Source organism: Variovorax sp. ISS6 (assembly GCF_056523145.1).
Window position 1 is genome coordinate 1,021,238 of record NZ_JAWRZC010000002.1, and the last position, 13,011, is coordinate 1,034,248.

Below are 13,011 nucleotides of genomic sequence, written 5' to 3' on the forward strand. Positions count from 1 at the left end.
GTTACGATGCTGAGCGGCTGCGCCCAGCAGCCCAAAGTGCCCGGCGTCAACTATTCTGAGCGGTCAGCGTCAACTATCTTGAGCGGTGCGGTCGAGTGTGGTCATTGAGTCGTTGTCGTTGCGCTGCGTTGCCGGCGAGCCGGCAACGCAGCGCGGCGGCGGTAGCTGTCCACGTTCATCTCCAGGATCGTCGATTGGTGCACCAGCCGATCCACGGCCGCCACCGTCATGGCCTTGTCCGCGAACACCTCGTCCCACGCCGAGAACGGTGCGTTGGCCGTGATGGCGATGCTCTTGCGCTCGTAGCGCTCGGCAATCAGCTCGAACAACACCGAGGTCTCGGCCTGGTCTTTCCTGGCATAGCTAAGGTCGTCCAACACGAGCAGATCGAAGCGGTCGAGCTTGGCCAACTCGGCCGGTAGACGCAGATCGCGGCGCGCAGCTTGCAGCCGCTGCACGAGCTCGCTCGTGCGCACGAAGAGCACCTTGTAGCCTTGATCGATCAGCGCGTGGCCGATGCCGGCAATCAGGTGCGTCTTGCCTACGCCTGGCGGCCCGAAGGCGAGCAGGTTGTGCCCCTGTGCGATCCACCCGTCGGCCTCGGCCAACGCGGTGATGTGCGCCTTGGAGATCGTCGCGACGGCGTCGAAGTCGAAGCTCGCCAGGCTCTTGTCTGGCGGCAGATGGCTGTCGACCCGGGCTCGTGCAAGCCGGCGCGTCTCGCGCTCGTTCACCTCCTGCTCGAGCAGGGTGCCGAGGAAGCGCTCGGCCGTCCACCCATCACGGTTGGACTGCTCGGCCAGATCGGCCCACAGCCGCTTCATCGTGGGAAGCCTCAACTCCCCCAGCATCAGAGGCAGCCGCGCGGCATCGGCCGCGGTGCGCGTGGTGGCCGTCGTATTCATGCGGCTTCCAGCAGTTCGTCATACACCGCTGCTGGCGGCAGCATCACCTCGACCACCGGCATCAACGTTGGGCGCGGCGCGAACTGTGCCCGCAATACGTCGATGTCGGGCAGTTCATCGCGCTCACCCAATGCCGCGAGCACGCGGGCGAGCTCAACCACGACGTTGGCCCGGTCGGCCAGATCCAGCAGGTTGACCATCAACCGGCAGGCCTCGCGCTCGCTCAACCGTTGGCTGATGCGTTGCCAGGCCTGGGCATATTCGCTGCGCGGGAACATGGCGTCTCGCATCACCCACCGTGCGAAGGCGCCCGGCTTGCGTCGAAGCGAGGGCATCATGTGTCGCCAGTCGATCCGCTTGGGATGCCGGTCCTGGACGCTGCCGCGAAGTCGCTCGCACTCGAACACCTTCACGCCGCCCAGCCAGGCTTCGATGTGTGCGCTGTGCAGCCGAACCTTCAGCCGGTGGCCGATCAGGCGTGAGGGGACGCTGTAGGTCACGCCCTTGGCGGTGAAGACGCCGTACTTGCTGACGCGCGCGTCGACCTCCTCGAAGTCGACGGTGCGTCGCACCGGCAACGGCCGTAGGCTCGCGCGCTCGACTTCCCAAGCTCGTGCACAGCGTGCGTTCAACCTGCGCACCGTCTCGGCGACGAACTGACCGTACGCCTCCATGTCAGCGAACTCCCTCGTGCCACGCAGCAGCAAGGCCTGCTCGAGCGCGACCTTCAGGCTGCCCTGACGCGATTCGATGGCGCCGTTCTCATGGCTCTCGCCGGGGTTGTTGCGGCTGCCGCGCAGCCCGTAGTGCTCGCACAGCTCGCGGTAACGGGCCGTGAGTTCCTGCTGTTCGGCCAGATTGTTGAAGGCCGCCGACAAGCTGTCGGTGCGATGCTCTTCAGGCCCGCCGCCAGCCATCCACAACGCCTCCTGCAGACCGCTGGACAGCGCCTGGAAGCTCTCGCCGCCGAGCACGATGCGGGCGTGGCGCCAGCCACTGTGGGCGAAGGCGAACTGGTACAGCCGATGCGGCAAGACAACTCCGGCAATGGTGACGCCCAGGCTATCGCATACCGTGAAGTCCGACAGGCCAAGTCGGCCCGGCGGGTGTACCTGGGCAAAGAAGATCTCACGATCTCCACCGTGTTCGGCACGCCACTGGCGCACCCGTCGCTGCAGCGTGCGCAGCACCGCACCATCGAAGCGCTGCGGGTAACGAAGCTGCAATTCCTCCAGCACCGTGACGGCCATCAGGCTAAGTGCCGACTCGAGCATCGGCACCACCTCCGACTGCCATACATCCTGCAGCGGGTCAGCACGCGTGCGCCAATTGCGCGGCGGCCTCTGGGATGGCAACAGCACCGCGGATTCGATCCTCCGCGCGCTGGCCACGCTGATGCCGGTCTTGGCTGCTGCAACCTCCTGGGTGTGCTTGCCGCGCAATTGCTTGTACTTGGTCACTTGAAGATCCGATATGCGATCGCCGGGCACTGTGGCTGCCTCCTGAAGAGGCAATCCACTGTAGAACCCGACCGCAAACGCACCCCGGACTGCGTGCGTCAACCGCTCACGATAGTTGTCGTCGAGCGCTCAAGATAATTGTCGCTGGCCAGCCCAAAGAGGGACTCCGGGCAGGGTTGGTGTTCCGCGCTATCGCGGGCCTTCCCCCTGCCCGCCCATCCGACGCGCAGCATGACCATTTTTCGATTTGTCCCGGCCCTCGCAGCGTTGCTCGCTCTGACTATGGTGGAGCCTTCGCCGGCGTCGGCCCAAGGCCCCGACCTCGCGGCGCAGGTCCGCGAGAAGGCCGCACTGGCCGTGTCCCAGTTCCAGGCGCGCGCCGGAGGACGGCTCGATTACTCCGAGCAGAGTCTTTCCATCGTGGAGGAGATGCTGGCGGAGGCGTCGCCATATGCCAAGGAAATGCCGCCTGCGGATGTGAAGGCCTTGGTCGAACTGATGGGGTCTTACATCCTCGAAGTTGGACGTCGACAACACGGTGGCACCTACCAGTGGCATGAAGCTCGATCGCAGCCCGTCCTGGTCGTCGGGCCACCGAAGTTCAGCGTGGCGATGATGACGTTCGACAAGGTTCGGGGGCGACTTTCGGGTGACCCGGCGAACAACATCGTTTTCTTCTACGAGGGGTTTTCCGCGCGAGCCAAGACCGCCTCGCCAGGCACGAACGCCCTCTTTGTCTGAGCCCGCGACGAGTTCCACCGGTTTGTGCCGCGAGCCAGTTGCGTCCGGGAAGGCGTCGAGACACGGCATGCTGGATCGCCGGCTCGTTCAGCGCCCATGGTCGGGCGAATCCAGTCAGTTCACCATGGGCAGTGGCTCGCGTTTCGCGCTGACTCCTGCGGAGGGCGCAGGTGCCGACGGCCTCTCGCCTCATGGACAGGTTGTTGATTTTCCTTCGAATGCTGACTCCCGGTTGGACAGCATGTCCGAGGTGTTCATCAAGGGATTCGCCTCCACGGAGCCCGCCGGTCGCCAAGCAGATACGCTAACAATTCAGAACTCGACAAATTGCGCGCGCAGTACCGTGAGGCATGAGGCCCCAACAGCGGCCTTACCCCTCACGGTGTCGCCACTGTGAGACCTCGCACTGGTGTGAGCGCCAGGGTCTTAATCTCGCCCAGGCCATGCCTGGTCGGGTTTCTTTTGGGGAGGGTGCTGGGATCGGCGCGGCCAAAGAAAAAGGGCCCGAAGGCCCTTCCCTTGACAGCCCGAGGGCTATCGCTGCGAGGCTCTGTTACCCCTGCTGGTGTGCAGGACCTGTTTCCAGGCAGCTAGTTCGTATACGCACTCGCTCTCGAACTGTCTTTGAGTGGTCATGATAACAGTTGGGGGGGCGCCGACGTTTTGTGCGCCTTGAAGCAGGTCTTTGAGCACCTTGGGAACGGGCCAGTTGCACCAGGGAGATGTTCATGCCCTCAACGCCGAGATCAAGGCTGTCCTCTCCTTCGATCGGCCGGTTGACTGCGCCCGGGCTCCTACATCAACAGCTGCTCCGGGCGCTTAGGCTTGCGATCAGCCGGCCATGGCCTGCATGGCTGGCACGACCGACGACATGGAGTGCCTTCGATGAGATCTGAGAAACAGAAGATGCTGGCTGGCGAGCTTTATGACCCAGGCGAATGCCGAGCTCCAGGGCGACCTGGCGGCGACCCGGGAATGGCTGGTGCGCTACAACGCCGCGCTGGGCATGGCCACTGCCGATCGACGCGTGCTGCTGGCCGAGCGGTTGGGCACTGTGGGAGATGGCTCGACGATCCGGCCGCCCTTCCACTGCGACTACGGCTTCAACATCCATCTGGGGTCTGGCGCATTCCTCAATTTCGGCTGTGTCATCCTGGATGTGGTGGAGGTCCATATCGGGGACAAGACGCAAATCGGGCCGAACGTGCAGATCCTGACGGCGGACCACCCGCGCACCGCAGCAGAACGCGAGACCGGGCTCGAGTTCGGGCGCCCTATCCGGATCGGGCGCAACGTGTGGATCGGGGGCGGCGCCATTCTGTTGCCCGGCATCACGGTAGGCGATGACGCGGTCATCGGAGCCGGGAGCGTGGTCACGCGTGACGTGCCGCAAGGCGCGACGGTGTTCGGTAACCCAGCGCGCGTCAAAGCCCAAGTCTCGCCCTCTCGCTCATAGCCTTCGCGGGCATTTGGCAGCCCAGTGCCGTCGCGCCCGGAGCGTGGCTTTCCGCAAAGCCAGGACGGCCGCGGGTGGATGTCGTCTTAGAGCGCAGGCCGCTGCTGTGGAACGACACCGCTCCATCGCCCACCGTCATCGAACTATCCCCAGTTCGTGCGATAGCTCGTCCCTGAGCACTCCGTCGTGCCGCCTGGCTGCGGGAAGAATGACCAAGAGGCAGAATCTGCCAGAGGCGGTCCTTCGGCGTCGCCACGCAGGCGTTTGTGCGTCGGCCAGGAAAGCTGGGCCGCACGAACGAGCCACAACGGGCTGGTCGCCGCCGGCCAGCAGGTAGCCGGGTGCGTCCATCGCGCATTTATCGGCCAGCGTCTCTTGCACCAACGAGATCGCGCACGGCAATGGCCAGCAGCAACAGCGCCAAGCCGGCCGCAGTCAGGGTTGCCACCGTGTAGAACCCGATCAGGGCCCAGTACACGACAGGCTGCTCGGCTGCAAGGACGTCAGGTCCTTTGCGGTCGTTGAGCACCCCGGTGCGCAGGCTTTCCACCACCTCGATCGCGCCCACAAGGCAACCCCAGCCGATCAAGGCCGCGACCACGAGGGCCGCCATCGACTGTAGCCACGGCCGTCGACGGCCCGGAGCATCCGGACGGGCCGTCACGTACTCACTGAGTCGGCAAAGGTCCAGCGATTCCCAAAGGAATGTCGCCCGGTCAGCCCACGCGTGTCCCCAGATAGAAGGCAGATCGGTTGGGACAATGTCTTCGGCATGGCAGTTCGTTGATGCTGGCGGGCAAAACGACTGTACTCGAACGTCCTCCTGCGGATTTGGCGTCGGCAGCTTCGTGCCCAGCGCGAGCGGTCGCGATCCCACAGGCGGATCTGATGGCGAGAAGCAAGATTCGCGCGGGTTCGACGGCGCGCTGCGCGAAGGTCGGACGGCGCCAGCGGGGAAATGGTCGGCGGCCCCCCCGGGGTGCCAGCCGCCGAGGTTCGCTGGCTGTCCGGCAACTACTGCCCGGCGCTGATCGCTGAGCTCGGACAGAGCCGACCCGACACTGGCCGCTGACTTGAGGAAGAAGGCGCGGTCTCAGACGGTCTGGTTTCTCCGCAGCTGCATGGTCGCCTGAACGACGCATGTCGACCATGCGGTCGCTCCACTCGTATGCGCGCGAGCGCTGTCTGGGGGCGTGTCCGCCCAGCCTCGACAACTGCCCCGAACGCCTGGGCCGTCTTCTCTCCTCATTCGAGCTGCACGTCGCGCTCAATAATCATCCATGTTATTTTTCGATGCACAAACCCCTCATGCAAAAGCAGGTTAGCTGAATCTTTATAAAGATCAACGACTTAGCGTCTACTTTTGATGCCGACGAGTGGAGGCTCACTTTGCCCTAATCCCATGTCGGCGCCGCAGCGAGTGTCCCTGGAGGCCTTTAGAACTACTTCTCTAGGCTGCTGTACCGCCAGCTTTTCTGGCTTTACTGATGGGAATGTGCGACCCCCCGTAGTCCGCTTCCCCGGCTTTTGGACAGGTCGTTGCGGCCAGGTCATGAGCCTCGCTGACTGCCATAAGGCAGAGCGCAAGGACCAAGTGAATCCGGCAATGATCTTCGAATCTCCTATCGCACTAATACGGAGTTTCAATATCAAGTGTGCGCATACTTGTATTTGAATCGGAACTGTTGGCCTTCAACAGCATGTGTGGGGTTGACCCTTCGCCTTCGGACTTGCGATCGGTGATGCACGACGTGACCTGAGCTTCCAGGGTAAGAAACCGAGCGCTGCTCGACAAGCTTGATTGGCGAAAAGTGTCGCTAGCTGCCCCTGCCGCCGCTCTAGCCTGGGGGTTCAGGATGGGCTGCACGGCGGCGAAGCCGATGTCTGTCGCAAGGGACAGGTGCTTAGGCGTAGCCTCAATCTACTGGCTCCAGCGTGGCCCCAACAACAAGCCTGCGCTGTGAAGAAAGGCTTGCGGTGCGTGCTGAAGCTGAGGTGCCCGACGATGCGTCCTCGAGCCCACCAGCAGGCCCGGCTCCGTCGACCCAGCCAACTGGGAAGCGAGTAAAGCACGGACAGTTTGGTTTCCCAGGATTCCACAAAATCGGTGCCGAGCTTCTTAAGTGGATTCTCGGGTTACGGCCCAGACGGTATGAGTAGCTCAACCTCCCTCACGGCGGGGATCGATCTTGGAGATGTTTCCCCCTGCGATGCCACTCGCCCCAAAATCATCCATGGAATGTTCTTAGGTTGGGGGGTGGTTCCGAACCACACCCGGCCGAGACACTTTCAGCAGCCGTACGGACAGTCCCAGCCGCTCACAAAAGGACGAGGGATTTCCGAGGTGTCCCCCTCCGGAACCTGCAAATCGCTTCTATAGTATCGCCGCCCTGAGAATGGGTTGAGAGGGTGTGGTTCGGAACCACCCCTCAATGTTCCTTGCGGCAGCTCGGACGGCTGACAAGGATTTGGGAATAGCGCGGGTCACCGGTGTCGTCGTTTCTGCTACTCACCCTGATCGAGGCACCGGTCGGATCTGCGTCGGCTGACGCGTTTGTCAGCCGGACGGTGTCGCAGGCATGTTGATTCTGATTGCCCACTGGCCGGATGGCTTCCGAGTCGCGTTCGCAAAGATGACACGACCGTCCCACGTTCTTTTTCCTGATGGGCTGAATTTCTCGCTGGGCCCCTGTGCAGCGAGTTGAGCAACTCGCGCTCGATCACTTTAGTTGTCATCAAACAGCTTCTGTGTAACCTGCGCGGCCTTTACGAAGGCGCCGATATTGCCGGTCCATTGGATGGAAAAAGGGGGTGTGGTTCGGAACCACACCTGTTCGCTTTCCCGCCCGCCTCCTCCAAGCCTCGAGTTCACCTCGCGTCAGAGAAAACTGGTCAGGGCGACTGCCTGAATCTCCCTCAGCGGATCTCCTGTAGCCGGTGGTCCTTTCCCGCGGGACCGGTGCGGTCTAGCGGCTTCGGAGGAGCGGCGCCGATCAGCGGCGATCCCACGTCGCTGGTGACAAGGGGCTTTTCTTTAATCCCTTTTCGCCCCTTCCGAGGGTAGAGCCAAGATCAATCGCTCGTACTCAGCCGGCGCGAGGAGAGAAAAAGCAAAGGGGTGTGGTTCCGAACCACACCCCCTGCGGTTTACGAGCCCAAGAGGGACCAAGAGAAAAGCCGCGGCAAGCTGACGCCTCGCACTTTGACCCGCTCGGCGCGGACTCCTGCAAAGCCCTCCAACCAACACTGATCCGGGCAGCATCCGCGGGGACGAACAACGCCTGGCGTGGGATCTGCGCGCAGCGCCCTGCCCTCGGGCGACTCCTTCCTCAGAGACTGGCGCTACTTTCTCTTCGTTCGAATTGCCTATCTATCGAGGGGGCGCGCATTCCATCCAGGTATTGATTGGGCTCGGTTCGACAAGCGCAACGAACAGGCCAAGAAAAAGGGGTGTGGTTCCGAACCACACCCCTCTTTCGTCTCTGCACTACTGCCGCTGGGCAGTCTGCTTACTCGTTATGCAGGAACTCCGCTAACAGCTTCTCCAGGGACGCGCGGCGCTCGACAGACAGCGGCACGTGGATGCGCACATTCGCCCGGCCGTCCGCATCGAAGCTTAGCGTTGCTGCCTTCTTGTTCTTGACCGTCAGCGTGTGGGGTTTCGCATCGACCTGAAGTTCGGTATCGGCGACCAGAAGCTTGGCCAGCACTTCCTTGGCAGCCGGTCGCGCCGCTTGGGTCAACAACTTTTCGGCCCGGGCTCGCACGCCTTCCGCGTCCGACTCGAGCGCGCGATTGAGCAAGGGCGCCCAGCGCAGTTGGATCTCAAGTGGCGACCGGAAGGCAGCGACTACTTCGTCCGGAAGCCGCGCCAACGCGAGCGACTTGCCCACGTTGCTGTGATCGATGCCCAGCGCCGTGGCCAAGGCGCGGTTCGAGGTGAAGAGACCCAGGTCCAGCGCGCGCCGGTACATCATCCCCTGCTCCCACGGCGACAGATCCTGGCGCTCACGGTTCTCGCGCTCCATCTCGACGAAGAGCGACCGATCATCGAGGTTGTCGATGACGGCCAGGACGGGAAGACCGAGCTGCGTGCACGCCTCGAGACGGCGATGGCCGAAGACCACTTCGTAGTCGAACTCGCCGCCCGGCTTGCTGGCCGGACGCACCTTGATCGGCTGCACATTGCCGCCCGACTCCTGGATCTCGCGCTTGAGCCGTTCGAAATCCTCACCCGCAAAACTGCTCTCGTGCCGGTTCGCGTACCGGCTGCGTCCAATGCGCTTGGGGTCCAGGTGGCGCGTGGCGCGAGCGCCCTCCCAGCCTTCGAGTTCTGTGCGGACTTCCTGCAGCTGCGCCTCGAGGCCCGCGGCCTTGTCCGCGGCCTCCTTGAGGATCTCGTTCTCGCGCAGCAGGTCCGATCGCGCGTCGTTCGCAAAAGCCATCATGGCGCCAGGCGCCGTCTTGGGCTGCTTGGTTTCGGGCGTCACCGAAACAGGGGCAGTCAGCGAAGCAAAGTCGATCTTGGAAGCTTTGTCTCTCAAGCCCATATCAATCTCCTGCCACCAGCATGGCGTTTTCGGACAGCTGACGTGCCCAGACTGCCCGTATCTGTTGCTCCACCAACTCGCACATCCTGTCGTACGCATCGCGCGCCCGCGCGAAGGTCTTCGAACTCACCGATCCACGCGGAAGGTCGTACACCGTCCCGAACTCGGCGCTCGCCGTGGCCGCGACGGCCGTCTTCGGAATCTCGATCGGCAGCACCTTGTCGCCGTAGCCCTCGAGCACCCATTGCCGAACCACCGAGCTCGCGGCGTCGGAGGCCTCCACCCGCGAGAGCAGCACGTCGATGAACTCGAAGCTCTTGTTCTTGCCGCGGCTGCGGATCAGTTGGTTGCACAGGTCGGAGAACAGATCCCAGAACTGGGCCGAGCTCGCGAAGTCCAATGCAGACGGCGGCAAGGGCATGATCACACCATCCGCGGCCATGAGTGCGTTGATGGTGACGTAGCTCAGCGAGGGTGGGGTGTCGATGACGATCACATCGTAGGCCTCGCGCAGGGTGTCGAGGCCACGGTCGAGCACGCGCCAGAACTCGAAGCCCGGGTCCTTGGCTTGCCGCGCTGGCAGCACGAATTCGGCGCCGTAGAGCAGGGGAGCCGCGCAGACCAGGTCAATGCTCGGCCAGTAGGTCGTGCGGATCGCGTACGCCAGATCGTCCTGGTCGCCGGCAAACAGCGGCATCGCTGTGTGTTCGGTGTCGACCTCGGCATCGGGCAGCACGCCAAAGAGGGTGGTCGCCGATCCCTGGGGATCCAGATCGAGTAGCAGGACTTTGTGACCCCGCATCGACAAACCTTGGGCAAGGGTCACTGCGGAGGTGGTTTTGGCGACGCCACCCTTGAAGTTGGCCACCGTGATGGTGATGCCGGCGGCACCCTTGGGGCGCATGTGCTCACTGCGGAAATCGCGCGACCACAGTTGGGCTTCGCCCATCGACCATTCGCGGCGATTTCCCTGGATCGAACCCGCCGGCAGATCACCGCGGGTGAGGCGATAGGCGATCTTCGATTTGTCGACGCCACACAGGTCTGCCAGTTGCGCAGAACCCAATGCCGGTGCAAGCTTGGTGGCGGTCGGCGCCAGCATCGCCGTGCGGATGTGATCCATCATGCCGGCGATGCGTTGCGCCTGTGCCTCGATATCTTCGAGGGACTGACGTTTGATGGTTTGTTTGATATCCACGAGCGAAACTCTCAAATTGCTGATGTCATGCGATTATGCCCAGCACTCGTCGAAATTCGAAGAATCTGCAATCCACCAGCAGAGGTTTCGCTGAAGTTCTCTTCGATTGTGGATAACTTCTCCCGAGTTTAAGAAGGTATTAATACCTTTAAAGAAGTTAGCAGAGACTTCCATTCGTAGTTTCCCCTTTAAAATCAACGACTTATGATGATTTTTAGAGGCAAATTGTCTGTGCTTTACGCGGATCCGTCCGCGCTTTACTCGGATCCGTCCGTGCCCTGCTCGGAAGTCGTCCGTGGTCTAACAGCACCCCGCCGGGTTGTCCACAGGACGACTTGGCCGCCCTCAAGCCGCGTTCTTGGCACGCGTCCGTGATCTAACCAGGGGCAAATCGACCCAAAATGGAGGAGGAATCGGTCTCGTGTCCGCGATTTACTCGCGGGCATGAGGCGCTGGGCTGTCTTCGAATTCGCCCCCTGTCCGTGTTTTACTCGGGCTAAAAGTGCGTCGGCAGGCGAAGTGTCCGCGGTTTAACCAAGCTTCGGACACTTGCCAACGCCAAAATTGGTAGGCAGGCCCGCTTGGTGTCCAGCGCGACTTGGACATATGATCGCGAGATGACAGCTTCCAGCCCGCTTTCGTCCTCGGGGCCCACCCGCGTCGTGGGCACCGACGGGCTCGAACTGCGCAAGCCACACGAGATGATCGTGATGGTCCCGCGCTCCGCACGGGTGACGTTGACCGCCCGGCGCATTTACACGGTGCTGCTGCAGGTGTCACAGGCTCGCCTTACCGCCATGGCCTCGATGCCGTTGGCGGACTTCATGTTCGAGGCGCCCCTGGCGGCCGTGCTGCGCACCACCGGGTCCGATGGGGCCGATCGTACGGCCGCCAAACGCTACCTCGGCGAAATGAGAAGCCTGGAGGTCGACTGGGAATCCACGGCGCCAGGCGACGGGGTCAAATGGCGCGGTTTCTCCATGCTGTCGGAAGTCGCGCTGGAGGTTCGTCGCGGCGAGACCTGGGTCAGCTGGTCCTTCCCCCCGTCCATCATGACGGCGCTGCGCGAGCCCTCGCGCTGGGCCCGCATCGAACTCGACGTGCTTGCCCGCTTGAGCACCTATGCCGCGATCGCCCTGTACGAGATTCTGCGTGCGCTACCGGGACAATCCCGGCGGCGTGACGAGCCGCAAGCCGGTGGGGTGGTGGACCGACGCGCTGAGCAATCTGCCTGGTGGCGACCGCCGCGAATGGCGCAAGTTCAAGAACGAGCGCGTGAAGGAGGCGGTGGCCGAGATCAACCAGGAGACCGACCTGGAGATCGAGCTCATCGAGCATCGCCAGGGCAGGGTGGTCGATGAAGTGCAGTTTGCGGTTCGCCGTCGTGCCCGTTCGCCCTTTGCGACAAGCGCGGACAAGCCGGTCGACGCCAATCTTGTGCTCCGCGCAGAAACCCTGGGCATTCGAGAGATCAAGCTCGATGGCCTGATCAAAGAGTTCGGCGACGATCGGGTGCGCGAGCAGCTCGATGCATTGGAGAGGCGTGCGGCCAACAACTCGCTGCGCGCCGTGGACAACGCCTATTCCTATCTTCGCTCGTTGCTGCGCAACGAGCGCGAGGCGCCTGCGCCGGCGGACGTAGACGAAGAGCCGGATCTCGAGTCGCCGCCGGCACAGGCCGCCGCGGAAGCTGTCGCATCGTCGGGCGCTGCTGCCGCCACGACGGCCGTCACGGTTGCCACACCATCCGCGACCCCGACCCCTCCCGTCGATTCCGCCGGCGAGCGGATCCGCACGATGCGTAGAGAGATCGAGGCGTTGCCGCAGGCACAACGTCAGGTATGGGTGGATCGCGCGCTGCAGGCGTTGGCCGCCAAGGGACTGTTGACCGCGATCGTGAGCCGGCGCGCGGCGCAAGGTGACGTGATGCACGGCCTGCTCGGCTCGATGGTGGTCCAGACCTATGCGGCCGCCACGTACGGCGCCGACTGGAACACGGCGTAGACGCCCCTGGACGGCTCGCCGTGTGCATCTCGCGGCCGGTGGTGCAAAGCCGAGCAGACAACTGCCCGTCAGATCATTCTGATCCGCCACAGCACTCGAGGATGAGGTCATGCTGGGGGCGGAAAATGCCGGGCATGCGGCGTTGAAAGCAGCGGCTTCGCTACGATGCCGAGCAGCCGCCATCGGCCAGGTGCAGCCACTTTCAGTACCGTGACCTCGGCCGAGGTCCGACAGCGAACTTCTAACTTCACTGGTGCCAGTGATTCAACAACTGCCTGCAGAGATATGTCTGATACCTGGGCTTTCGAAGATGCCCCGAACGTTGCCTGCTTCACCGTGAAGTCCATCATGAATGGCACTGAGCCAATCCTGCAGGTGTTCCACGACGAGGACGACGGTGCTTGGCAGATGCTGCCCGCCAGCGGTGCCGCCGCGTCGGAGGCGATGATCGTCGGGCTGGGTCAGCTGGTGCAGTTGGACCAGACGCTCGCTGAACTCGCGGACCTGCCACTGGGTTGGGTTGCTTGGCGCGAACGCAAGAACTTGCCATGGCTGCGCCGGCCCACGTCGCAGCTGCCAGCGGCATGAAAGGCGTGTGTGGTGCACCTGTTCGAGCGCTGAGTATGTTGGGATAGATGCCCCGAAAGGGTGGCGCCCAGGCGCACGCGCACATCAAATTGCGTTTCGCGCAACCTGT

Annotated in this window: 9 protein-coding genes and 1 pseudogene; 5 read left to right on the top strand and 5 right to left on the bottom strand. The window is 63.1% G+C overall.

The window, feature by feature from the left end:
* Window positions 1–101 precede the first annotated feature (101 nt).
* Both istB and istA read right to left on the bottom strand, forming a co-directional pair.
* Complete coding sequence (gene istB, locus AC1HIL_RS36365) at window positions 102–905, bottom strand: IS21-like element helper ATPase IstB (protein ID WP_479668774.1); 804 nt, start codon at window positions 903–905, stop codon at window positions 102–104.
* Window positions 902–2,395, bottom strand: coding sequence for an IS21 family transposase (gene istA, locus AC1HIL_RS36370; protein ID WP_479668773.1), 1,494 nt, complete (start codon window positions 2,393–2,395; stop codon window positions 902–904). Before istA ends, istB begins: the two co-directional genes overlap by 4 nt.
* 201 nt (window positions 2,396–2,596) lie before the next feature.
* On the opposite strand from istA, the gene AC1HIL_RS36375 reads away from it, so the two are divergent.
* Together AC1HIL_RS36375 and AC1HIL_RS36380 are read left to right on the top strand one after the other, a co-directional pair.
* Entirely contained in the window at window positions 2,597–3,106 is a 510-nt protein-coding gene (locus AC1HIL_RS36375) for a hypothetical protein (protein ID WP_479668772.1), read from the top strand.
* 1,282 nt (window positions 3,107–4,388) lie between these two features.
* Window positions 4,389–4,529: pseudogene (locus tag AC1HIL_RS36380) on the top strand (DapH/DapD/GlmU-related protein); the annotation flags it as partial.
* A 391-nt stretch (window positions 4,530–4,920) separates the two neighbouring features.
* On the opposite strand, the gene AC1HIL_RS36385 reads toward AC1HIL_RS36380, so the two are convergent.
* From AC1HIL_RS36385 to AC1HIL_RS36395, 3 genes are all read right to left on the bottom strand, one after another.
* Window positions 4,921–5,175: a hypothetical protein gene (locus AC1HIL_RS36385; protein WP_479668771.1), complete on the bottom strand. Its 255-nt coding sequence runs from the start codon at window positions 5,173–5,175 to the stop codon at window positions 4,921–4,923.
* 2,896 nt (window positions 5,176–8,071) lie between these two features.
* Window positions 8,072–9,112 (bottom strand): ParB/RepB/Spo0J family partition protein, encoded by a 1,041-nt coding sequence (locus AC1HIL_RS36390; protein WP_479668770.1) that lies wholly within the window; start codon window positions 9,110–9,112, stop codon window positions 8,072–8,074.
* A gap of 1 nt (window position 9,113) precedes the next feature.
* Window positions 9,114–10,310: a ParA family protein gene (locus AC1HIL_RS36395; protein ID WP_261211752.1), complete on the bottom strand. Its 1,197-nt coding sequence runs from the start codon at window positions 10,308–10,310 to the stop codon at window positions 9,114–9,116.
* A 617-nt stretch (window positions 10,311–10,927) separates the two neighbouring features.
* Here AC1HIL_RS36395 and AC1HIL_RS36400 point away from each other — a divergent pair.
* From AC1HIL_RS36400 to AC1HIL_RS36410, 3 genes are all read left to right on the top strand, one after another.
* On the top strand, window positions 10,928–11,671 hold the full coding sequence (locus tag AC1HIL_RS36400; RefSeq protein WP_479672805.1) for a hypothetical protein: 744 nt from the start codon (window positions 10,928–10,930) through the stop codon (window positions 11,669–11,671).
* Window positions 11,586–12,314: a hypothetical protein gene (locus AC1HIL_RS36405; RefSeq protein ID WP_479672822.1), complete on the top strand. Its 729-nt coding sequence runs from the start codon at window positions 11,586–11,588 to the stop codon at window positions 12,312–12,314. Before AC1HIL_RS36400 ends, AC1HIL_RS36405 begins: the two co-directional genes overlap by 86 nt.
* Window positions 12,315–12,599: 285 nt before the next feature.
* Complete coding sequence (locus AC1HIL_RS36410) at window positions 12,600–12,902, top strand: hypothetical protein (RefSeq protein ID WP_479668768.1); 303 nt, start codon at window positions 12,600–12,602, stop codon at window positions 12,900–12,902.
* The last annotated feature ends 109 nt before the right edge of the window (window positions 12,903–13,011 follow it).